The organism is Nocardia sp. SYP-A9097 (assembly GCF_009649815.1).
Taxonomy (GTDB): Bacteria; Actinomycetota; Actinomycetes; order Mycobacteriales; family Mycobacteriaceae; genus Nocardia.
The window spans coordinates 87,627-108,343 of record NZ_WJIC01000009.1; the positions used below are offsets into that span (position 1 = coordinate 87,627).

23 protein-coding genes and 1 pseudogene are annotated in these 20,717 nt (G+C 64.4%); 11 read left to right on the forward strand and 13 right to left on the reverse strand.

Annotated features, from left to right (window positions below; all coding sequences use genetic code 11):
• Positions 1 to 629 precede the first annotated feature (629 nt).
• Together GFY24_RS19740 and GFY24_RS43770 are read left to right on the forward strand one after the other, a co-directional pair.
• Positions 630 to 1,049 (forward strand): DUF4352 domain-containing protein, encoded by a 420-nt coding sequence (locus tag GFY24_RS19740; protein ID WP_153806545.1) that lies wholly within the window; start codon positions 630 to 632, stop codon positions 1,047 to 1,049.
• Between the two features lie 593 nt (positions 1,050 to 1,642).
• The gene (locus GFY24_RS43770; RefSeq protein ID WP_375336069.1) at positions 1,643 to 1,798 is read left to right on the forward strand and encodes a DUF4352 domain-containing protein; all 156 of its coding nucleotides are present in this window, start codon (positions 1,643 to 1,645) and stop codon (positions 1,796 to 1,798) included.
• Positions 1,799 to 2,038: 240 nt separating this feature from the next.
• On the opposite strand, the gene GFY24_RS19745 is transcribed toward GFY24_RS43770, so the two are convergent.
• The gene (locus GFY24_RS19745; protein WP_153806546.1) at positions 2,039 to 2,476 is read right to left on the reverse strand and encodes a hypothetical protein; all 438 of its coding nucleotides are present in this window, start codon (positions 2,474 to 2,476) and stop codon (positions 2,039 to 2,041) included.
• A 258-nt stretch (positions 2,477 to 2,734) separates the two neighbouring features.
• On the opposite strand from GFY24_RS19745, the gene GFY24_RS42985 reads away from it, so the two are divergent.
• The gene (locus GFY24_RS42985) at positions 2,735 to 2,869 is read left to right on the forward strand and encodes a hypothetical protein (RefSeq protein ID WP_255458703.1); all 135 of its coding nucleotides are present in this window, start codon (positions 2,735 to 2,737) and stop codon (positions 2,867 to 2,869) included.
• A gap of 458 nt (positions 2,870 to 3,327) precedes the next feature.
• Positions 3,328 to 3,630: a hypothetical protein gene (locus tag GFY24_RS19750; protein WP_153806547.1), complete on the forward strand. Its 303-nt coding sequence runs from the start codon at positions 3,328 to 3,330 to the stop codon at positions 3,628 to 3,630.
• Between the two features lie 57 nt (positions 3,631 to 3,687).
• On the opposite strand, the gene GFY24_RS42110 is transcribed toward GFY24_RS19750, so the two are convergent.
• Positions 3,688 to 3,921 (reverse strand): DUF3039 domain-containing protein, encoded by a 234-nt coding sequence (locus GFY24_RS42110; protein ID WP_309231070.1) that lies wholly within the window; start codon positions 3,919 to 3,921, stop codon positions 3,688 to 3,690.
• Positions 3,922 to 4,084: 163 nt separating this feature from the next.
• On the opposite strand from GFY24_RS42110, the gene GFY24_RS19760 reads away from it, so the two are divergent.
• On the forward strand, positions 4,085 to 4,435 hold the full coding sequence (locus tag GFY24_RS19760; RefSeq protein WP_228566493.1) for a DUF3099 domain-containing protein: 351 nt from the start codon (positions 4,085 to 4,087) through the stop codon (positions 4,433 to 4,435).
• On the opposite strand, the gene GFY24_RS19765 is transcribed toward GFY24_RS19760, so the two are convergent.
• Positions 4,406 to 5,677, reverse strand: coding sequence for an MFS transporter (locus GFY24_RS19765; RefSeq protein ID WP_153806711.1), 1,272 nt, complete (start codon positions 5,675 to 5,677; stop codon positions 4,406 to 4,408). The genes GFY24_RS19760 and GFY24_RS19765 overlap by 30 nt on opposite strands.
• 255 nt (positions 5,678 to 5,932) lie before the next feature.
• Here GFY24_RS19765 and GFY24_RS19770 point away from each other — a divergent pair, with 255 nt between their 5' ends.
• Entirely contained in the window at positions 5,933 to 6,931 is a 999-nt protein-coding gene (locus GFY24_RS19770; protein ID WP_153806550.1) for a GlxA family transcriptional regulator, read from the forward strand.
• Complete coding sequence (locus GFY24_RS19775; RefSeq protein WP_153806551.1) at positions 6,928 to 7,653, forward strand: VOC family protein; 726 nt, start codon at positions 6,928 to 6,930, stop codon at positions 7,651 to 7,653. Before GFY24_RS19770 ends, GFY24_RS19775 begins: the two co-directional genes overlap by 4 nt.
• A 17-nt stretch (positions 7,654 to 7,670) precedes the next feature.
• Here GFY24_RS19775 and GFY24_RS19780 read toward each other — a convergent pair whose 3' ends face one another.
• The 6 genes and pseudogenes from GFY24_RS19780 to GFY24_RS19805 form a co-directional block, all read right to left on the reverse strand.
• Entirely contained in the window at positions 7,671 to 8,243 is a 573-nt protein-coding gene (locus GFY24_RS19780; RefSeq protein WP_228566469.1) for a hypothetical protein, read from the reverse strand.
• Entirely contained in the window at positions 8,243 to 8,749 is a 507-nt protein-coding gene (locus GFY24_RS19785) for a F0F1 ATP synthase subunit B (RefSeq protein WP_153806553.1), read from the reverse strand. Before GFY24_RS19785 ends, GFY24_RS19780 begins: the two co-directional genes overlap by 1 nt.
• Positions 8,750 to 8,757: 8 nt before the next feature.
• Positions 8,758 to 9,015: a F0F1 ATP synthase subunit C gene (locus tag GFY24_RS19790; protein WP_153806554.1), complete on the reverse strand. Its 258-nt coding sequence runs from the start codon at positions 9,013 to 9,015 to the stop codon at positions 8,758 to 8,760.
• A gap of 44 nt (positions 9,016 to 9,059) precedes the next feature.
• Positions 9,060 to 9,812, reverse strand: coding sequence for a F0F1 ATP synthase subunit A (gene atpB / locus GFY24_RS19795; protein ID WP_153806555.1), 753 nt, complete (start codon positions 9,810 to 9,812; stop codon positions 9,060 to 9,062).
• Positions 9,813 to 9,838: 26 nt separating this feature from the next.
• The gene (locus GFY24_RS19800; protein WP_309231071.1) at positions 9,839 to 10,219 is read right to left on the reverse strand and encodes a hypothetical protein; all 381 of its coding nucleotides are present in this window, start codon (positions 10,217 to 10,219) and stop codon (positions 9,839 to 9,841) included.
• Positions 10,220 to 10,383: 164 nt separating this feature from the next.
• Positions 10,384 to 10,830: pseudogene (locus GFY24_RS19805) on the reverse strand (cation acetate symporter); the annotation flags it as partial.
• Between the two features lie 289 nt (positions 10,831 to 11,119).
• Here GFY24_RS19805 and GFY24_RS19810 point away from each other — a divergent pair.
• Together GFY24_RS19810 and GFY24_RS19815 are read left to right on the forward strand one after the other, a co-directional pair.
• A complete protein-coding gene (locus tag GFY24_RS19810; RefSeq protein WP_153806556.1) occupies positions 11,120 to 12,637 on the forward strand; it encodes a methyltransferase in 1,518 nt (505 codons plus the stop codon).
• Between the two features lie 442 nt (positions 12,638 to 13,079).
• Positions 13,080 to 14,048 (forward strand): sigma-70 family RNA polymerase sigma factor, encoded by a 969-nt coding sequence (locus GFY24_RS19815; protein WP_153806557.1) that lies wholly within the window; start codon positions 13,080 to 13,082, stop codon positions 14,046 to 14,048.
• Between the two features lie 110 nt (positions 14,049 to 14,158).
• Here GFY24_RS19815 and GFY24_RS19820 read toward each other — a convergent pair whose 3' ends face one another.
• The 3 genes from GFY24_RS19820 to GFY24_RS19830 all read right to left on the reverse strand — a co-directional run bounded on the left by GFY24_RS19820 (position 14,159) and on the right by GFY24_RS19830 (position 17,953).
• Complete coding sequence (locus GFY24_RS19820) at positions 14,159 to 16,255, reverse strand: glycogen debranching N-terminal domain-containing protein (protein ID WP_309231072.1); 2,097 nt, start codon at positions 16,253 to 16,255, stop codon at positions 14,159 to 14,161.
• The gene (locus tag GFY24_RS19825; protein ID WP_153806558.1) at positions 16,252 to 17,436 is read right to left on the reverse strand and encodes a glycosyltransferase family 4 protein; all 1,185 of its coding nucleotides are present in this window, start codon (positions 17,434 to 17,436) and stop codon (positions 16,252 to 16,254) included. Before GFY24_RS19825 ends, GFY24_RS19820 begins: the two co-directional genes overlap by 4 nt.
• Before the next feature lie 301 nt (positions 17,437 to 17,737).
• Entirely contained in the window at positions 17,738 to 17,953 is a 216-nt protein-coding gene (locus GFY24_RS19830; RefSeq protein WP_153806559.1) for a hypothetical protein, read from the reverse strand.
• A 169-nt stretch (positions 17,954 to 18,122) separates the two neighbouring features.
• Here GFY24_RS19830 and GFY24_RS19835 point away from each other — a divergent pair, with 169 nt between their 5' ends.
• Positions 18,123 to 18,974, forward strand: a complete 852-nt coding sequence (locus tag GFY24_RS19835) for an SAM-dependent methyltransferase (protein ID WP_153806560.1) — start codon at positions 18,123 to 18,125, stop codon at positions 18,972 to 18,974.
• 114 nt (positions 18,975 to 19,088) lie between these two features.
• Positions 19,089 to 19,736: a hypothetical protein gene (locus GFY24_RS19840; protein ID WP_153806561.1), complete on the forward strand. Its 648-nt coding sequence runs from the start codon at positions 19,089 to 19,091 to the stop codon at positions 19,734 to 19,736.
• A 90-nt stretch (positions 19,737 to 19,826) separates the two neighbouring features.
• Here the strand turns inward: GFY24_RS19840 and GFY24_RS19845 are convergent, their stop codons facing one another.
• Positions 19,827 to 20,648 (reverse strand): helix-turn-helix domain-containing protein, encoded by an 822-nt coding sequence (locus GFY24_RS19845; RefSeq protein ID WP_153806562.1) that lies wholly within the window; start codon positions 20,646 to 20,648, stop codon positions 19,827 to 19,829.
• Positions 20,649 to 20,717: the final 69 nt, after the last annotated feature.

Sequence of the window (20,717 nt, forward strand, 5' to 3'; positions counted from 1 at the left end):
AGCCGACTGCGGCAAGGCTTTCCGCAATCCCAGCGATCGGTTCGATACCGCAGGAGTAGGCGACCGTAGGATGTGGGCGAAACTCATTGTCGCGCTCAGGAATTCACATCGTCGACAGCGTTGCACACCGCGACCATCTGACCGTCGCGAAGATTCAGGCCCGGCTGACCGCTGAAAGCGCAAGCACCACAACGAATCCCGTCGCCTTCAGCCGGAGGTGACGGCGATGGCTCTGACAGAGCATGCAGCAAAAGTGTTGGGCGCGTCGGCCGATGCTTCCGCGTCCACCTCGGCGACGGTGCGCGAGCTGAGCCGACACACAGGTCCGACCGAAGCAGCGATACGCAAAGCGCTGATGAGACTTTCCCGTTCGGGACTGACAGCGGGCACACCGCACGGTCCGGCACGATGGCCGCCAACAGACCGGGACCGGCTGGCGATCAACCACTCAGCGATTCAAATGGGAACGAAAGGGGGGACAGTGACCGACCTGTTCCCGCCGGATCCAACGCCGATCGGCTCAGGTTCGGACGGTCTGGACGCGTCCGACCGAATCCACCAGCCATAGAAACAATTCGCCCCAGCCGTCGCCAAATGGTCTACCTGCAGCACCCGCACCAACGACAGTCGTGGCGGCAGAGAAGCCGAAAAGTGATATCGCGCCAGCTGGTACTGCGGTAAGGGACGGCCAGTTCGAATTCCTTGTCACCAAAGTTGACCAAGGCGCAACGCATGTGGGTGACGGGTTTTGGAGCGAGGACGCCAAGGGCGAGTTCGTGCTCGTCCACGTCTCCGTGAGCAATATCGGCAAGCGACCACAGACATACTTCGCGTCAAACCTCCGATTGTTCGACGATCAAGATCGGCGCTTCGAAGCGAGTTTCGAAGCGGACGCCGCATTGAACAATGGTCCGACCAGCGAGGAACTCAACCCAGGCCAGCAGATTTCCGCAGTGATCGCGTTCGACGTACCCAAGGGTCTCGCGCCCGTACAAATACAGTTCTGCGACTCCATGTTCTCGCGTGGCGCGAAGGTCGCACTGCGGTAACAACTTTGGCCCCCTTGAACCAAGGGCAACCAAATCCGAATGAATCCCGACCTCATATCGGAGTTGGCATGATAGCCGGTATGGGTATGCAGATCCCTCGAGCACTACCGCGAACGCGCCATCGGGGAAGCCATCGTCGCCGGGTACACCGCCATCCCTGACGGCGAGGACGAGATCCTGGACGAATTCCTGGATGCCGCGAGCAAGTCCGTGTGGGGTGAGGTGTGAGGCCGATTCACATTGCCGAGTTGGGCACAAGCCGCGGCCGGCACCGAACACGGTCACCGTCACCCTGATCACCGGCACCATCCGCAACATGCCCGCCGAGGTTCGGCTCGATGCCCGCAACGGGCTCGATCACGACTGCGTAGCGTTGCTGGACAAGATCACCACCATCCCGCGGCGCAGTTCACACCGCGCCGGCCGGACCTGCCATTTCACCGGCAGGCAGGCACGTCGCAGTGCCGAGAGGAAGCTCGGGCGCACTATTGCGGCACGTCGCCGCCCAGAATGCGTAGCCACTGTTCGGCGAAGACCATCGGCATGCTGGTTCGCGGAGCCCGTATACAGCCGCCAACGGCGCGTTCGATCCAATTCCCAACAACGGCAACAGCTTCGGCGATGACCTCAACCCTGGCTTCGCGGTAGATCGGGTCGTGTACTTCGATGTTCCGGTGGGCACGACACCAGCCACGATGGTGTTCCACGACTCAGCCTTCTCCGGCGGCGCGAAGGTGGCATTGCGATAACTGAAGGGCCAGCCTCAAACCGGGGCTGGCCTTATAACAGTTGATCGCCGCAACGGTCGGGCGCGGGCACACACCCGCCCAGTTCCGAACAGGGCCCAGTACTGCCGTCACGAGGGAGCTTGGCCTGGCCCTGGGGGCTGTACGCCGCTACTACCGCGCCGAGAGCGTCGAAGCGGTAGTAGCGGGCACGCTGACCGGGTAGCCAGCAAACTCGATGACTACAAGCCGGTGGTTCTCACCTCACTCGTGGAACTGGAAGCGCCACGCCTGCCACGGGTTGTTCACATCGAGTGGCCGCAATGCCAGCCGGGGCGGATAGATCCGCAACAGGCTGAAATCGAGGGCTAGTTCCGTGCCATCGATCGGGCCGCCAGGGACGACGATGTGGAAGGCGAAGGGCATCGCACTCTGATAGAGCGCCCATTCCCACTGTTTGCCGAGGCCGAGGACCGGCAGGTTGACCTGCGGATCATCGTCGACGCCCAGGTAGCCCATGTTTCTGAGATTGCGCAGCGTGACGTTGCCGTTCGGCTGTTCCTCGACAACCCATTCCTGCTCGCCCGGTTGCCCGGTCGGTGGCAGGGCCATTGCCATGGTGGGCAATTCGTTGTCGAGGACGGTGATCAGCTGTTCATTGGGGCGGCTTATCGCGTAGACGCCGACTGGAATCTGTGCCATCACTAACCTTCCTCCGCCGCGCGTGAATTGTGCACTGCGCGCGGCATGGTTGGGGATAGGACGAGTGCAGCTGCGTACCCACCTTACGACGGCTCGCAGCTGAAATTATGCGAACGGCGAATTAGTCTTTCGCTCAGGCGACTACCTCGATCAGTTGAGCGCCATCCACACGTGCTGCGTTTCGTTTCGGCGGTTCTCGAATTCGAGTGCGTCACCAGCCTGGGCGACAAGGCAGTTCACGATTGCACTAGTGGCGCCATGTACCGGCACGCAAGTCACGCGGCCTATGTCGTCGAACTCGAGGCGGCCGACGACCTGTTCTTTGCTGCCATCGCAGTCCTCGATGACAGTGTCGCCGTCCTGCAGTCCGAAGCCACGAAGCAGGTGGCCTGAGCCTATGGCGAACAACTCCCTCGAGCCTGGCGCTCTGCCCCCGAAAGAGAAGTTGAACCCGGTCAAGGGTGACGATGGTATCCGGCGGCTGAAAAGTGTCCGGCATCGTTCATTCAGCGGCGAATACCCGCGAACCAGTGGCAGCGGGCGCACACGCTACACCCGCGTTATCTACGAGCCCGAGAAGAAGCCTCGATACAACCCCAACCCGAACGCTTTCAAGCTTGAGACCGAGATGGGGAAACTCGCGATACTCGAAGCTGCGGACCCTGGTTATCTGAGGAAAGTCGCAAGAGCGGTAACTCGTACAGGGTTTTGCTGCCTGAGTGGCTGGCTGTCGCTTTGGACCGGGAGAAGGTTGTCGCCTGCCCGCCTCCGATGACGTGCCGATCGTGGAAGGACCGCGAAGCTCTGGGGGTTGGGTGCGTACCGCGAACGCGCGGGTCACGCTTCAGTCGATGCGTGGGCCGTTCGGCATCGACTGGTTCCGATGGTCCGATCTTCGCGACACCGTCGCGACGCACATTGCGGTTGTCACAGACGACGATGAGCGTGCCAGTGCCCAGCTCGGACACATCGACGGTAAGAGGTCGATGGCACAAGAACACTACATCGAGCAAGGTATTCGGCGGCTGACCGCCGTCGATAATGCTGACGTGCTGGAGCTGCTGAATCCCTTCTTCGGGGAGTCGCCAGCGCTGCCCCAGCAACGAGCGCTACCTGCTGGTTCGTGGACGCCTGAACCGGGAAAACTGCAGTAGCTCGACACTTTCGGGTCTTGCTCTGTTGCCCGAAAGTCCCTGACCTGCGCAGGAACCTTAGTCCTTCTTCATCATTTCGTACACGCGCTTGCACTCCTCACACACCGGGGAACCCGGCTTGGCGGAGCGGGTGACGGGGAATACCTCGCCGCACAAGGCCTGCACGAAGGTGCCCATGACGGCGCTTTCGGCGATCTTGTTCTTCTTGACGTAGTGGAAGACCTTGGGGATGTCGGCGTCGGTCGACTCGTCGGTGGTCGTTTCCGGACGTACCAGGGTGTCTGTGCTCACCCGTCCATGATGCCAGGACGCTCGCGGGAGGCAACCGGCATGTGCATTCGACAGGCGGTAGTGCAAGACTCGAGGTATGCAGCGTGACGGCGATTCCCAGGCCGATCCCGATGGCGGCCAGGATCGCCCCGAGGTCGAATTCCATCCTGCCGGTTCGATTCCCATGCCGGAGCGCAAGCCGGCGGGGTTCTTCCGGGGGGAGAAGGAACAGCCCACGCTGATCACCGCGGCCGCGGAGTCGCTGGAGCAGCAGTATCACAATCGGGTGCGCCGGTACACGATCATTATGGCGCTCCGGATTCCGTGCCTGGTCGGGGCGGCGGTCGCCTACAGCATCTGGGGCAACTGGGTGATCTCGCTGCTGATCATCGGCGTTTCGATTCCGCTGCCGTGGATCGCGGTACTGGGCGCGAACGACCGCCCGCCCCGCAGCAAGGAAGAACCCAGCCGCTGGGACGGGCGGCGCAATCAGAAGGCGCTCGACTCACACCCGCACAACGCCATCGACGGATGAGGGCTGTTTGCGGCGGATACTCACCGACATGAGCGCCGCCAGTCCGCACAACGCGCCCGCGATGTACCAGGCCAGGGTGTAGCTGCCCTGGATATCGCGGATAAAGCCCGCACCGAACGCCGCCACCGCCGCACCGACCTGATGTGAGGCGAAGACCCAGCCGAACGCGACCGGCCCGTCCGCGCCGAAATGCTCCCGGCACAGCGCGACCGTCGGCGGCACGGTGGCAATCCAGTCCAGGCCGTAGAAGATGATGAAAGCCCACATGCTCGGCTGCACATCGGGCCCGAAGAGCACCGGCAACACCAGCAGGGACAGCCCGCGCAGCGAGTAGTAGGCCACCAGCAGATACCGCGAATCCACGCGATCGGTGAACCAGCCCGACGCGATGGTCCCCGCGACATCGAAGACACCGACCAGTGCGAGCAGCCCGGCCGCCGTGGTGGCGGGCATACCGTGATCATGGGCGGCGCTCACGAAATGCGTGCCGATGAGACCGTTGGTCGACATCCCGCAGATGGCGAAACCACCTGCCAGCAACCAGAATACGGGCTTACGAGCAATCGAGAACAGGACGGTGAGCGCCCGTCCCGCACCGCCGGGAGCCTGCGTGCGCACACCCGCCGCGCTGTCCGGCTCGGCCCCGTAGGCGGTGACGCCGATATCGCCCGGATAGTCGCGAATGAAAAGCAGCACCAGCGGCACCACCACCAGCGCGGTCCCCGCCACCACGAGAGATGGTGTGCGCCAACCGTAATCGCCCGCCAGCCGCGCGATCAGCGGCAGGAATACCAGCTGCCCCGCCGCGCCGGCCGCGGTGAGCACACCGGTCACCAGACCACGCTGTCGCACGAACCATCGCCCGGTGATGGTGGCCACGAACGGCATGGACATGGATCCCACGCCGATGCCGACCAGCAGCCCCCAGGTGGCCACCAATTGCCAAGCCTGCGTCATGAATACGGTGAGCCCGGCGCCCGCGGCGATCAGCAGTAGGGCGATCGCCACCACCCGCCGAATCCCGAACCTGTCCATGAGTGCGGCGGCGAACGGTGAAATCAGCCCGTAGAGCAGCACATTCACCGATACGGCCGCGCCGATGGTCCCGTGCGACCAGCCGAACTCCTCGTGCAGCGGTTCCATGAGTACGCCGGGCACGGACCGGAAGGCCGCCGCGCCGACCAGTGCGATGAAGCCGACCGCCGCGACAATCCACGCCGGATGCAGCCGGCCGAAACTCATGCCGTGCCCAGCCGGTCCGGGCGCGTCGCCGTCGCGTGGTGTCGCATCGATCGACAGCGCGTCGCCCGCGCGCAAGGGCTCCCCCGGCGCTGCCGCATCAGCCTGGCGCGATTGCGGTGTGCCGTGCGGTGTTTCGGGCACGGCATCGGTCTGAGTTTCGCTCACCGGTCGAGCTTCCCGGAATTCGCTGTGGCGAACGAGTGGCCTGAATGACACAATGCGTCAATATTCGGCCAATCGTGAGGAGAGGAGGCGATGGTGGGCGCACCTCATGTGGTGGCCGTGCTGGCGCTGGAACCGCTGGTCGGGTTCGATATGACCATTCCGCCGATGGTGCTGGGGTCGGCGAAGGACGAGCAGGGTCGCAAGCTGTACGACGTGCACGTGTGCGGATTGCACAGCGGGCGTGGCCTTTCCAGCACTACCGGCTATACCGTCATCCCGGAGTTCGGACCGGAACTGCTGGCCCGCGCCGATACCGTGATCGTGCCGGGCACCCAGATGCCCGAACCGCGCACGCAAGGCATATTGACGCCGGAGCTGGCGGAGGCGCTGGGCACCATCCGACCGCGGGCGCGCATCGTCTCGATCTGTACCGGCGCGTTCGTGCTGGCCGCGGCGGGTCTGCTGGACGGGCGGCGCGCGACCACGCACTGGAAGTTCGCCGAGGCGTTCCGCGCCCTGTACCCGCTGGTCCGGCTGGATGAGAACCTACTCTTCATCGAGGATGAAAACATTTGGACCGCAGCGGGATTGGCGGCCGGTATCGATCTCTGCCTGCATCTGCTGCGCACCGATCACGGCAGCGCCGTCGCCAATGACGCGGCCCGCTACTGCGTGGTGCCGCCATGGCGGGAGGGCGGGCAATCGCAATTCATCGAACAGCAGGTCCCCGAACCGGGTTCGGACGGCACCGCGCCGACCCGATTGTGGGCGCTGCACCACCTGCATCACGAGCTGGATCTGAATTCCCTTGCCGCACACGCGTGTATGAGCGTGCGGACGTTCACCCGGCGCTTCAAAGCCGAGACCGGGATGGCTCCCGGCGCATGGGTATTGCAACAGCGACTGCGGCACGCCCGGCAGCTGTTGGAGACGACGGATCTGCCGATCGACGAGGTGGCGCGCTCGGCGGGTATCGGCACCGCCGCCTCACTGCGCCATCACATGCGCTCGGAACTGGGTGTGCCACCGCTGGCGTACCGCAAGACATTTCGCAAGGACTGGCATCGCGAGGACTGGGAGACAGCATGACGATTCGGTGGGTCTGGGCATTCATCGACTGTCCCGCAACACAATTCGGCAAATGCGCCGAGTTCTGGACCGCGGTCACCGGGACCACACTCTCGGCCAAGCGCGGTGAGCACGACGAATTCGTCACGCTGCTACCTGCTTCCGGTACGCCATCGCTGAAAATGCAGTCGGTGCCGCACTCTCCACGCATTCATCTCGATCTGGATGTCGAGGATGTACCGGCGGCCGTGGAGCACGCCGTAAAGCTCGGGGCCACAAAGGTTTTCGAGCATCCCGACTACACGGTGCTGAGGTCCCCGCACGGCATGATCTTCTGCCTGACCCCAGCGGGCACCGCAGGCGATTTCGCACCCGTGGTCATCGGACCGGCCGGTGATCGCAGTCGTTTGGATCAGGTCTGCCTGGATATCGGTCCGTCTGCTCACGCCGATGAGGTCCGCTTCTGGAGCGAGCTCACCGGCTGGCGCTGGACCCCCGGCAGTCTGCCCGAATTCTCCAGGCTCACACCGGAACCCGCGCTACCCATCAAAATGCTGCTGCAACGCCTGAACGAGGACCGGCCCACCACCGCGCATCCGGATCTGGCCTGCACCGATATCGACGCGACCGCAACCTGGCATGAAAAGCTCGGCGCGCGCCGCGTGAGCCGGGGCAGCCATTGGATAGTCATGGCTGATCCGGCCGGTCAGAGCTACTGCCTAACCGGCCGGGATCCGGCCTGACGCAATCCGATTCGGGTTCAGTTCAACCCGGTCTGCGGCTGACGCCGTACGGCCGGGGTCGAGTTGGCCAGGACCTCGAGGTCCTCCAGGAAACGCTCCACGCTCTCGGACCGCGCCTGCGGTGTGCCGATCTGCTCGCGCACCTTCTCCTCGGTGAGTGCCAGCATGGCGGCCGATAGATCGGCCTCCAGGTCGCGCATCAGCTGCCTGCGGTACTGCAGGATCTGATCGCGGCCCTGCCTGCGTACCCGCTCCACCTCGGCGGCCGCCGCCTCCCGCATCTGCGCGATGATGCGGTCGGCGTCGGCGCGCGCCTCGGCGCGCATCCGCTCGAGTTCGGCCTGGGCTTCGGCGACGGCGCTGTCGTAGGCGGTCTTCGCGTCGGTCAGTCGAACCGCCGCGTCCTCGCTCTCCTCCAACTGCCGCCGGACGGTGTCCTGCGCCTTGGACATAATCCTTTTCAAGGGCGGCAGAATGTATTTGACGAAGATCCAGATAATGACGCCGAAGCCGAATAGCTGGCTGAAGAAGACGGGCCAGTCGAAGGTGATGTTGTAAATGCCTTCGGCGAGCAGCCCACTGGTGTGCATCAGGGCGTCCCCCGTCCTCTCTGATTGCCGGCGCTGGACCGGGGTCTATCACTCACGCCGAGCATGCGATCGGCGAGATTGCGGGCCAGCGGTTCGACGTCCTCGCGTAGTTCGGCGGCGACCTGGTCGGCCTCGGCACGCAGGTGTGCCGAGGATTCGGCAACAATGTGATCGACTTCTTTTTGCGCGTCGCCGCGTAGTTCTTCGAGTATTGCCCGGCCTTCGGCGCGCGCCTGGTTCCGGATCTCGGCCGCTTCGGTCCGAGCCTGCTCCAGTGCCGACTGGTATCTGGCCTCGGCCTCGGCGAACAACTCGGTCGCCGATTTGCTGGTCGTCGCCGTCTCCTCGACCCGAGCCTCCCGCTCCGCCAACACCTTTCGGATCGGCGGAACCACGAAGAACATGATGACTCCGAGCACGATCAGGAAGATCACGAGCTCGGCGAAGAAGGTGCCGTTGGGGATCAGGAAGTTCCCCGCGGCCTCCACATCTGTTCTGGGAGACATGATTTCGTCTACTTACCGGGAGTGGCGAATACGAAAAGCGCCATGAATGCGAGGTTGATGAAGTAGGCCGCCTCGACCAGACCGACGGTCAGGAAGAAGTTGCCGCGCAGTCGGCTTTCGGCCTCGGGCTGCCGGGTAACACCATTGATCAATGCCGCGCCGGCGAGACCGTCACCGATGCCCGCGCCGATGGCACCGCCCGCCAGGATGATGCCGCCGCCGATGAGAGCGCCCTGGACGATACTCGCGGTTGCTGGATCTGCCATTTTTCACTTCCTTTGTGGAAACTATCACCGAACAGCGGTGCCGATCAGTGCTTTTCGTGCTCCAGCGACATCGACTGGCTGAAGTACAGAACGGTCAGCAGGGAGAAAATGAAGGCCTGGATGGCTCCGACGAAAAGATCGAAAAGCTTCCATACCGCATTCGGACCCCAGCTGATCCAGAACGGGAACAGCGTGATCACCGCAACCATGACGCCACCGGCGAACATATTGCCGAAGAGTCGCAATGCCAGTGAGAGCGGCTTCGCGATTTCCTCGATCACATTGATGAAAACCATGCCCCAACCGGCGTGGCCCTTGAGCAATTGTTTGGCATGCCCGCCCGCACCGCGCCTGCCCACACCGGCGGCGTGATAGGCGACGAATACGAACAGCGCCAAGGCATATACGAAGTTCACGTCCGAGGCGGGCGGCGCGATCAGCTCACCCGAGCCGTACTGCACCGGTAGCACCGACAGCCAGTTGGACATCAGGATGAAGGTGAACAGCGTGACCCCGAGGGGCAGTACGAAAGGTGCGACCTTCATGCCGATGGCGCTCTCCACCTGATCGCGCATCTGCACCGTGACGGTCTCGAAGTACAGCTGTACGCCGTTGGGCACGCCCGAGGTGATCTTGACCCGCAGGTAGAAGGCCAGGCTCAGCACGATAAGGGCGGCAACGGAGGTCGACACAATGGTGTCGACATTGAACTCCAGACCCCACAGGTGCGCGACCGCGTGGTCGCCGACATGAATCTTGGACTCCGACTCCCCTTCGGCGCTCAGGGTGACGGACATCTGGGCAATCGAAGCGATGGGGTGGCTCATGGCTGCTGTCGGAGCCCTTTCACCTCGGGCACCACGGTGTGCAGTACCAGAATCAATTGAAAGACGGCCAGCCCGAAGAAGATTCCGACCCCGTAGGGCCGGGTGAAGAAGGCGACGACTATCGACAGGCCGGTCAATATGATCAGCCGCGCGGCCGAGGACAATGCGAGTTTTTGTTTGCTGGGAGTTTCCGCATCGGTGATGCGCACAATGGACATCCACGTAATTTGCGCATTGATCCAACCGAGAGCCAGTCCGGCACTGATGAATACACCCAGCAACAATCGATCAAGCGCTCCGGTGGCCATTAATATCACTGCGCCGAGTGCGAGGGCTATTGCCGTCGCACGACGCATTCGGAGCCTGTTGACGTCCACTTACGACACCGCCTCGCCATCATCCCACCTCGTAGTGGGGCTGTGCATGATCAATAGCATACACAGCCCAACCACGTTGCGTAGCAGTATTTTTGATCTTCGAATTATTGATCTTGAAATGCCACAAAGGCTTTCAGCGACATTTCAGCGACCATTCTTGTAACTCAATATCGCACAGCCTTTTCCGCTCCGGTGCCGGTCAGCGACCGCACCCGCAGCTCGGCATACTTCGCATCATCGCGTTCGCTCGAAAGTGTGGTCGCCAGCCAGCCCAGGGCGAACGATACGGGGATGGACACCAGACCCGGGTTCGCGAACGGGAACCAGTGGGAGTCAACAGATTTGATCATGGCCGCGGGGGCTCCCAAGACCGCCGGTGAGAACACCATGAGCACGATGGTGACCGTCAGCCCGCCGTAGATAATCCACGGTGCCCCAGCGGTATTGAAGCGCCGCCAGAACAGGGAGTACAAGATCGTCGGCAGGTTCGCCGAGGCCGCTACCGCGAACGCCAGGGCAACCAGGAAGGCCACATTCCGGTTCTTTGCCAGAGTGCCACCCACGATCGCCGACACGCTGATCACCACCGCGATGATCCGCGCGACCCGCACCGCAGGACATACAGCACGCACCAAGCCAGGAAGAGAACTGTCATGGGGAAGACGAAGAGTCGGAAGCTGCGGCGTAGTCGCGATACCCCCCATGTGAACCCGGTCACACCGCAAGGAATAACGCCCCGAGCGGTTGGAATAACCGCAGGTGAGAGCATCCAATGATGTTGAAGTGAGCGGGAATTCACGTTTTTCACCTACCAGCCCACACCTGGTGAACACTCAGCGCGACCCGTCAGCCGGGGCCGCGTGCAGATGCCAGGAGATTGCGGTGGCAGAGTTTCGATCCATGCCGACGAATCAGACGACCGCCTCGTCCCTGCTCGCCGACCTGGCCCCCGATCTGCGCACCGCGCTCATTCGGGTCCGCTACGACTCCGACTCCCTGTTGGAAGTCCTCGGCGATGCGGCACACGCCGCGCTCTGGCGCTCCGAACCGGTCCCGGTGCGCCGCGCCGCCCGCGACGCCGGAGAGCTGGGTACCCTGGTGCGGCTGCTGCTGCTCGGTGACGCCATGCCCGAGCGCGAAGTGGCCGCGGCGCTCGCACCGGTCGATGTCGATCGCGCGGTCGCCGCCGGACTCCTCGAACGCGATGGCGGCGATATCCGCCCGGCGCTGGACCTGCGTCCACTGGATCTCGGCGATGGCACGCGCTGGGTGCTCTCCGATCTGGACGACTCGATGCGCCGGCGCACCCTCGATACCGATCATGTGCTCGGCGTCGGGCAGGCGTCGCTGTCGCTGCTGCGCGCCACTCCGACCCGACCGGTCGGCACCGTCCTGGATCTCGGCACCGGCTGCGGTGTGCAGGCGATTCACGCGGCTTCCTACGGGCAGCGAGTCACCGGCACCGATCTCAACAAGCGCGCCCTCTGGCTCGCCGAGGCCACCGCGGCGCTCAACGGCCTGGATATCGAACTGCGCCAAGGCTCCTGGTACGAGCCGGTAGCGGGACGGCGCTTCGATCAGGTGGTGGCCAATCCCCCGTTCGTGGTCGGACCCGCGCGCGTCGAACACACCTATAGGGATTCCGGCCTCGCCATGGACGGTGCGAGCGAACTCGTCATCTCCGGAATGCCCGCCATGCTGAATCCCGGCGGTACCGCGGCACTTCTGGCCTCCTGGGTGCATGTGGAGGGAGAAGACTGGCGCGCCCGCGTCTCGAGCTGGCTGCCCGATCAGGGCGTGGACGCGTGGATCGTGCAGCGCGACATCGCCGATCCCGCCCTCTATGTCGGAACCTGGTTGCGGGACGCGGGATTGGATCCGCGCGAACCGCAGGCCCAGGAGCGGGCCGAACGCTGGTTGCAGGCGTTCACCGATGCCAAGGTCGACGGAATCGGCTTCGGTGTCGTCTATTTGCGCGATATAGAAGGCCCCACCGAGATCCTGGCCGAGGACCTCACCCACCACTTCGAGGATCCGCTCGGGAATGAGGCGAGCCGGTATTTCGAGCGGTCCGCGTGGCTGCGCGCGGTGGCCACCGATCCGGACCTGGTCCTGGCCTCCCGCTTCGAGGTCGATCCGGCGAGCGCGCTGGAGCGGGTCTATCTGCCGGGCGCCGAAGGCTGGGAGCAGCAGGTGGCGCGGCTGCATCGCGGCGATGGTCCGCTGTGGCAGCACGAGGTCGACGACACCACCGCGGCGCTGCTGGCCGGAATGCGCCCGGACGGTCTGCCACTGAGCGACCTCGTCGAACTGCTGGCGTTCAGCGAGACCGGCGGCGCGGCCACCCCCGAATTCGAGTCGGCGGTGCTGGGCGTGGTGGTCGGCCTGGTCCGGCACGGCCTTATTCATCCGCGATAGCTCCGAGCTGAATCGCGTTCACTCTTCGGCCGCCGGGTATCCACCCCGGCGGCCGAGTCGTTTCCGGGCTGTGACCTGGCGTTCATCCGCGTATAGTGATCCATGTCACGTTTCAAGTCAGGGCGGCGATAACCAGAGGAATGCGGCTGACCGGCGCGTCGTTGCACAAAAAGCTCGAGCGACCAGCGGCAGGGCAAGACCCATTCACGCGTATTCGATTGGCACGCTCCGGAGTTCGAGACTCGGACGTGGGTAACTACACGGATACCAACGGTCACGGATCGGGCGCGTGAGTTCCGCACTGTACGCGCTTCTCAGGAACTTCTCAGACGTAGGCGGCGGAAACCGCAGCTCAGATACGGTTTACGAGCGCCACCGCGGGGAACTTTCCTGATGTCGGGTCCGTTGAACGGAGCGAGACACCACCGACAGGAGGCAAGTCATGACAAGCCCCGCCACCACTGACGTGCGCATCAGCGAACAGGACCTCGACGCCCAGAGCCCCGCAGCCGACCTGGTACGCGTGTACCTGAACGGCATTGGCAAGACCGCGCTGCTCACGGCCGCCGACGAGGTCGAGCTGGCGAAGCGCATCGAGGCGGGCCTCTACGCGCAGCATCTGCTGGAGACGACCAAACGGTTGTCCGCGGTCAAGAAGAAGGATCTCGCGATCCTGGTCCGCGAGGGCCGCGCCGCCCGCCAGCATCTGCTCGAAGCCAACCTGCGCCTCGTGGTTTCTCTGGCCAAGCGATACACCGGCCGCGGTATGCCGCTGCTGGACCTGATCCAGGAAGGCAACCTGGGTCTGATTCGCGCCATGGAGAAGTTCGACTACACCAAGGGCTTCAAGTTCTCGACGTACGCCACCTGGTGGATTCGTCAGGCGATCACCCGCGGTATGGCCGACCAGAGTCGCACCATCCGGCTGCCCGTCCACCTCGTGGAGCAGGTCAACAAGCTGGCCCGCATCAAGCGTGAACTGCATCAGCAGCTGGGCCGTGAGGCCACCGACGCCGAACTGGCTCGCGAATCCGGCATTCCGCAGGAGAAGATCGCGGACCTGCTGGACCACAGCCGCGACCCGGTGAGCCTGGATATGCCGGTCGGCAATGACGAAGAGGCCCCGCTCGGCGATTTCATCGAGGATTCCGAGGCCACCTCGGCCGAGTCCGCCGTGATCGCCGGTCTGCTGCATCGTGACGTCCGGGTGGTGCTGGCCACCCTCGACGAGCGCGAACAGCAGGTCATTCGCCTGCGCTACGGCCTCGACGACGGTCAGCCGCGCACCCTCGACCAGATCGGCAAGCTCTTCGGGCTCTCCCGTGAGCGCGTCCGCCAGATCGAGCGTGAGGTCATGACCAAGCTCCGCAAGGGTGAGCGCGCCGACCGCCTGCGGGCCTACGCCAGCTAGTCCCATCAGACCGTCGGACCGTCATTCGAGGCGCCGGTCCGGTCAAGCCGGCCGATTCACGTATTCCGTTGTCCCTCTCCGGAAGACGCGAGTCGGCTGGCGTTCTGCCGTCAGTCCTCGATGAGCTGCCAATCCTCGGGCAGGCCCTCCACCTTGATCGTGTCACCCTGCGCCTCGATGGTCACCGTGGCCGTGCCCAGCCGCAGATCCGCAAGCCGGACGCGACCGGCCCGGACGGGCAGGCGCGGCGCGACCGTCAGCGTCCGATGCGGGACGTCCGGGGCGAGGCCGAGGAAGGACCGCATCAGCAGCAGCGGGGCCGCACTGGACCAGGCCTGCGGGGAACATGAGGTGGGATACGGGATGGGCAAACAGAATTCGGGGCGGGCGAAGCCGCAGAACAGCTCGGGCGGGCGGGCATCGAACTCGGCGATCGCCTCCAGCAGTCCACCCGCCAGTCGTTCGGCCAATTCCAGTGCGCCCGGTACGTGCCGATAGCGCAGTAACCCCGCGACGGCGATCGCGGTGTCGTGCGGCCAGACCGATCCGGTGTGGTAGCCCATCGGGTTGTATCTGCGGGCGGTCGAGGAGAGCGTGCGCAGGCCGAATCCACTGTCCATGTCCGCGCCGCCGAGCCCCGCGATGAGGGCCTCGGCGCGCTCGTCGGCGACGATGCCGGTCCACAGGCAGTGGCCCACATTGCTGGTGACCGTGTCCACCTGTCGTTTCGACCCGTCGAGGGCGAGTGCGTAGCACTTCGCGTCCGGTATCCAGAAGGCGTCGTTGAAATGCTGTTTCAGCTCCTGCGCCCGAGCGCGCTGGCGCTGCGCGGTCGAGTTGTCGCCGAGGGCCTCGGCCAAGTCGGCGCGGCCCTGCCGGGCGGCGTAGACGTACCCCTGCACCTCGCACAGGGCAATCGGTGTCTCGGCGAGGCGGCCGTCCGCGAAACTGATCGCGTCCCAGCTGTCCTTCCAGCCCTGATTGGCAAGCCCGCGATCGGTTTTGCGGCGGTATTCGACGAATCCGTCACCGTCGCTGTCGCCGTACTCGTCGATCCAGGCGAGCGCGGCGTCCGCGGCGGGCAACAGCTCCTCGATCGCGGAGCTGTCCACGCCCCACCGCCGGCATTCGGCGAGCAGCATGACGAAAAGCGGTGTGGCATCGGCGGTTCCGTAATAGACGCTGCCGCCGAGCACGGCATCGCCGCCCGGACCGTGCCGCATCTCGTGCATGATGCGCCCGGGCTCCTCCTCGGTGAGCGGATTGTTCTGTCTGCCTTGCAGTTTCGCCAGCTGACGTAACGTGCCCAGGGCCAGATCCGAGTCGAGCACCAGCGCCATCCACGAGGTGAGCAGGCTGTCTCGGCCGAACAGGGCCATGAACCACGGCGCGCCCGCGGCCACATACGCGGTCCCACCGCTGGGGTCGTCCATCCGCAACGCACCGAGATCGCTCTCGGTGCGTTGCAGGATGGCGTTCAAGCCCGCGCCGCTGGCGGTGAGACTGGTCGCGGTGGCTCGCCACTGCCGAATCTTGTTGGACGGGTTGTCATCCGAATCATCGTCCAGATTCACTGCGACCGGATGATGCCCGACAATCGGCTGGCACAGCACCACCGTCTGCCAGCTGGAGTGGCGTGGCACCACGATGCGCCAGCTCAGCGAACCCGGCTGCGCGATCGGCTCACCGGTCGCGCTGATGACGAGTCCGCGCCCCGAATTGCCGCGGTCGGCCAACTGGAGAATGCCCTCGTCGGCGGCGAGTTCGCAACTGCTGCTGTGCACTCGGCCCTCCTTGACCGCGAACAGATCGGCGAAATCGGAGTCGGCGGTGAGCGTGACCGTCATCGCGGTGTCCTCGTCGCCGAGATTGTGCACCGTGATGGTCTCGCGCATACCTTCACCGATCATGCGCCGCCGCAGCAGCAGCACCGTGGCGTCCGCGACCCCGTGATGCGGGGGTTTGCGCCCCACGAAGCGGGCCCGGAACGCCTCGGCCATCATGACCGAAAGGTGTTCCGGCGGATGGCCATCCAACCGCAGCTCCCAGCGCGCCAGCAGCCGGGTGTCGCGGTAGAACAGGCCCTGCGCGGAACCCGGATGGATATCGCCGAGCTGATCGGACAGGCAGAACGTGCCCGCCTCGACCAGGGTGACGATTCCGCGACCGTCGACCGGCCGCGGCGGGCCCGCATTGAAAATGCTCACCGGCGGCTCACACCGGCGATATCGGGCGCCGCGAGTGTCCCGGTCCGAATCACGCCGCGGTAGTCGGTGAAGCGCAGCGGCGGCCGCTTCGCACTGTCCTCGATAGCACTGCGGTAGGCCGCCTCGTAGCCGCACACGAAGTGGTCGTCGGCGAACAGGCGCTCCACTCGGGCCCGGCAGGCGTGCGGATCGATCTCCCCCGCCCGTGCGATCGCCGCCGGTAGTTCGGCGGGATCGTCGCAGATCCAGCCTGTGACACCGTGTTCGACGACTTCTTCGACCGCACCGCCGCGCAGCGCGATCACCGGGGTACCGCACACCATGGCCTCGATCATGACCAGGCCGAACGGTTCTTCCCACTGGATCGGGAACAGCAGGCAGCGCGCGCCCGCCAGCAGTTCACGTTTGGCGATGGCATCGGCTTCGCCGAACACCTGGTCGTCAGCGGTGAGCAGTGGGCGGATGCACTCCTCGAAGTAGGCCTTCTCGGGCGGCTCGTTGCACTTGCCCGCCAGGATCAACCGCAGCCCCGCGGCGTGCGCGGCTTTCAGCGCGAGATCCGGCCCCTTGGACGGTGCGTACCGACCCAGGAACAGGCCGTAGTCCAATTTCTCGGTATGGAACGGCCATTCTTCGGGTCGAATCGCATTGTGTACGCGCGCAATCCATTTCAGGCCCGGGGCCAATTCACGCTGCCGGTTGCTGATGGCGATGAGATTCACGCCGTGGTCGAATGACCGGTAGTACTCGTGCATGTCGGGATCCACCGGTCCATGGACGGTCACCACGGTGGGTATTCCGAGCAACCGATACGCAGCCGCATTGAGCGGGCCCGCGAAGGTGTGATCGTGAACGATGTCGACCGGGTCTTCGGCATTCAATTTCTCGATGATCCGCAAGGCCCGCATCGCATTGACGATCTCCGGGTACATCTCGCCGAGACGCGCGGCCTGAATATCGGGCCACATCGGGATGAACCGGGCCTTCGTGCCCGGGTTACCGGCTCCGAGCAGGGTCACCCGGTGCCCACGATCGACCAGCGTATCGGCGAGCGTGGCGACCATGGCCTCGACGCCGCCGTATCCGGTCGGTGGAATGTCGAAATACGGTGGGGCTGCTAGAACTACGTGTAAAGGGTGAGCACAAGAATCTCCGGAAGTGTCCGAAAGTTCGAAAGTCATTCCAATCTCCTCGTCGGTGAGGCGTGGATGAAATCGAAAACAAGATCCGGTCTCGTGGGCCCTGGTTGCCTCCTTTTCGAACAGACGGGTTCGAGCATACGTCCCCGTAATTATTACCTCAGCAACTAGTTCGCAAACATGATTTCTTCGAAAAGGCGCCCCAGCACGTCAAGTCCGCTAGAAATATCGGCGGGCCTCGTAGTTGGCCGGTTCGACGGCGGTCAGCCGCGCACACGCACACGCCCGCCCGAAAAGTACCAGGTCGCGTGATCGATAGCCGGTAGCGGCTGATCGAGAATATTCACGGCGGTTCGAAGCCCACGGTGCCGAGCATCCGTTTCGTCAGCATGAGTTGGATGTCCGGGTGTTCGAGCCCGAGCACTCCCGGGGTATCCGATCCGACTCCCGGATGCAGATCCACGACCAGCGCGTCACGCCTGAGGTAACGATGCACCCGCAGCCCCTGAATCGTATTCCATGGCAGGAAGACCGAGTCCGGCGCAGAATCGGAACTCAACCGTAATCCGTTCGGGGACAGTCGCATTGCTACGGCGGCGATCCCCACCTCACTCCAGGAGTCCCGCAGTCGCCGCACCTGACGCAGCATCCTTACCCCGCTGTAGATGAATATCGCGGGCCTCCACGCCTCGCACGCTACCGAAATAGTTTGAAGGAGCTGAGGTTTGATGCCTCGACCACTGGTGACGCATGTTTCCGATACCGCGCGGTGGGTGGCGGCGCGGCGGGCCGCGGAGTCCACTCGGCCCGACGCGTTGTTTCGTGACCCGCTGGCCGCGCGCTTGGCCGGGGACCGGGGGCGTGAGATCGCCGCCGGGGCCGCGAAAGTCATGGGTGACGACTGGTTTCTGGTCACTCGCACGCGAATGATCGACGATCAGGTCGCGGCGGCGGTGGCCGCCGGGTGTGAGTTGGTGCTGAATCTCGGTGCGGGACTCGATACACGGCCTTATCGAATGATGTTGCCGGACAATCTGATCTGGGTCGAGGCCGACCTTCCCGGCCTGGTCGACGAGAAGAACGCGCTGCTCGCCGACGAGACACCGCGGTGCCGAATGACCCGGGCCGCAGTCGATCTCACCGATCACACCGCGGTGGCGGCACTCCTCGACGCCACGCTCGCCGGGGCGGAGCAGGCGCTCGTATTGACCGAGGGCCTGGTGATGTACTTGAGCGAACCCGACGTGCTCGCCCTGGCAACGGCTTTCGAACGACCGGAAATCGCGGGCTGGTGTCTCGACTTCAGCGCTGCGGGCGTCGCCCGGCTGATGGCCGAACGCAAAGTGGGTCTACTTCGCCAATCTCCCTTGAAATTCCTGCCGCACAACGGAATCGCGTTCTTCGAAGACCACGGCTGGCAAGTCGCCTACCTCGAATCGATCCACACCGCTGCCGACCGACTCGGCCGCATGTCCTCCCCACACCTGCGCGCGGCCCTCGACGGCCCACAACCCGATCCGCGCGCCCCAGGCTCCTGGCCCTACAGCGCGGTGACCCGGCTGGTCCCGGCGCGGAATTGACGAAATGCTCCGTCCCGCTTGCCGGATTCCTCGGCCGCCAGGCGATCAACGTACGCGCCGAGGCCAACGGCCAATTGCTCGGCGGGATACCCTTTACGTGGATGGGACAGGGTAATGGTCGACGTCGGATCCATCATCACACCACCCGGCCAATACACCCACTGCGTCGACCGCAATGCCTATATAGAGGTGCCGGGTTTATGGCCCTGGGACGGCGGCATCCCATCCACGGCCGAGTTCGGCCTATGCGAATACCTCCTGGGTGGCAAGCTCGTGTGCCTCGCCGCGGGCGAGGACCGGTGCGCGATAGGTGTGGTCGCGGGCCTCGAACCGGTAGGGGCCGGCAAGTCCGGGTTCGACAAGCTGGACAATGACTTCTCGTTCAACATTCTGCTGGCTCCGCTGGTGCCCAAGGACTTCGCCGAGTACGGCCCCGTGCTGGGTGGACCGAACGGCAGCCCCCAAAAGATCCGTGACGACGTGGGGCGGGGTCCGCTGGGCTGGCTCATGCGCGACTCCGGCGATCCGTCCACGCTTCCGCGCCCCCGTGATCCGGACGGACCGAATCGCGTCGACGGCTATGGGGTGCAATGGCAATGGGATGGAAAGACCGTCTCCGATATGGGGGCCGTGGGCGACAACTTACACAAATTGCCCACGATCCTCAGCACAGTCACGCTCCCCGTCCTGCACGCCGAATGCGAGGGATCACGAATCTTCTTCGTATGTCAGGCCATGCATCCGCCGCCGCAACGGCATTGATTGTGCGACGCCGTCGCGCCCGCCGATCCGGTAGTCATCGACCGGCGGGTTCGAAAACGCCCTCGGACCGATGAGCTTCGTCCGAGCTCCTCACTTGGACAGCATGGTGATCGATCGACATGGCGACGGCGCGGGCACAATTCCCCTGAAGAACCGGTCCGGCGTCACTCCCATCAGCGAGCGGAAGTCCGCGACCATATGAGACTGGTCGTAAAAGCTGGCAGTGTGGGCCAGATCGGACCACGGAGTATTACCCGCGGCGGCGAGGACCTGGCGGATACGGGTTATCCGGGCAAAGTGTTTGGGCGAGACACCGATTCCGGCTGAGAAGAGGTTGCGCAGGTGGCGTTCGCTCACCGATAGGGCTGCCGCCAGGTCCGTGATCGAGCCGGGGGCGGTCGACAGGGCATGCACCGCCGATTCGAGTAAGCGCCGATGGGCCTGGTGAATGTCGCTGGTGGGGATGTGCTGCGGTAGCACCGACCCCAGGAACGGGAGGACTTCGTCGAGGTTCAACTCCGTGAGTTCGGCGGCGAAATCGGCTGCGACACCGGGGACATCGGATATAAGGACGACCTTGTCGGCGAGATCCGCTGCGGGCAGACCCAATAGCGGCTGCACGGCTCCGGGAGCCAGTCGGAGGCGCAGGCAACCGACCGGCTGCTTCGCCGCGGCGTAGACGGCACGGGTATGCGGGCCGACCACGAGGACATCGCGATGATCGGAGGCATCTCCGCGCAGCACGATGGTGGTGGCCGCTTGGGGTACGTGGGCGAATTTGGGTGACAGGTCGAAAAAGGCTGGGATACGACCTATTTCGGTGAACCACGGGCGCAGCGACTCCGGCGGCGCGACGGGGTCTTCGAAATCCTCTGCCGTCATGAGTCCGGGCCGATCCCGCGTGGTGATCACGAGTTCACTGTAGGCAGGTTCCGGGGCCGGGGGTTGTGCCGGTTTTTCCTATAGCCGGGCGGGGTGCGG

What these genes read in the sequence shown, in the direction of transcription:
- GFY24_RS19745 (WP_153806546.1), bottom strand. Translation starts at nt 2,476, where the DNA reads ATGGCACAGATTCCAGTCGGCGTCTACGCGATAAGCCGCCCCAATGAA.
- GFY24_RS42985 (WP_255458703.1), top strand. Translation starts at nt 2,735, where the DNA reads ATGTACCGGCACGCAAGTCACGCGGCCTATGTCGTCGAACTCGAGGCG.
- GFY24_RS19750 (WP_153806547.1), top strand. Translation starts at nt 3,328, where the DNA reads ATGCGTGGGCCGTTCGGCATCGACTGGTTCCGATGGTCCGATCTTCGC.
- GFY24_RS19760 (WP_228566493.1), top strand. Translation starts at nt 4,085, where the DNA reads ATGCCGGAGCGCAAGCCGGCGGGGTTCTTCCGGGGGGAGAAGGAACAG.
- GFY24_RS19765 (WP_153806711.1), bottom strand. Translation starts at nt 5,677, where the DNA reads ATGAGTTTCGGCCGGCTGCATCCGGCGTGGATTGTCGCGGCGGTCGGC.
- GFY24_RS19770 (WP_153806550.1), top strand. Translation starts at nt 5,933, where the DNA reads ATGGTGGGCGCACCTCATGTGGTGGCCGTGCTGGCGCTGGAACCGCTG.
- GFY24_RS19775 (WP_153806551.1), top strand. Translation starts at nt 6,928, where the DNA reads ATGACGATTCGGTGGGTCTGGGCATTCATCGACTGTCCCGCAACACAA.
- GFY24_RS19780 (WP_228566469.1), bottom strand. Translation starts at nt 8,243, where the DNA reads ATGCACACCAGTGGGCTGCTCGCCGAAGGCATTTACAACATCACCTTC.
- GFY24_RS19785 (WP_153806553.1), bottom strand. Translation starts at nt 8,749, where the DNA reads ATGTCTCCCAGAACAGATGTGGAGGCCGCGGGGAACTTCCTGATCCCC.
- GFY24_RS19790 (WP_153806554.1), bottom strand. Translation starts at nt 9,015, where the DNA reads ATGGCAGATCCAGCAACCGCGAGTATCGTCCAGGGCGCTCTCATCGGC.
- atpB (WP_153806555.1), bottom strand. Translation starts at nt 9,812, where the DNA reads ATGTCCGTCACCCTGAGCGCCGAAGGGGAGTCGGAGTCCAAGATTCAT.
- GFY24_RS19810 (WP_153806556.1), top strand. Translation starts at nt 11,120, where the DNA reads ATGCCGACGAATCAGACGACCGCCTCGTCCCTGCTCGCCGACCTGGCC.
- GFY24_RS19815 (WP_153806557.1), top strand. Translation starts at nt 13,080, where the DNA reads ATGACAAGCCCCGCCACCACTGACGTGCGCATCAGCGAACAGGACCTC.
- GFY24_RS19825 (WP_153806558.1), bottom strand. Translation starts at nt 17,436, where the DNA reads ATGACTTTCGAACTTTCGGACACTTCCGGAGATTCTTGTGCTCACCCT.
- GFY24_RS19835 (WP_153806560.1), top strand. Translation starts at nt 18,123, where the DNA reads ATGCCTCGACCACTGGTGACGCATGTTTCCGATACCGCGCGGTGGGTG.
- GFY24_RS19840 (WP_153806561.1), top strand. Translation starts at nt 19,089, where the DNA reads ATGGTCGACGTCGGATCCATCATCACACCACCCGGCCAATACACCCAC.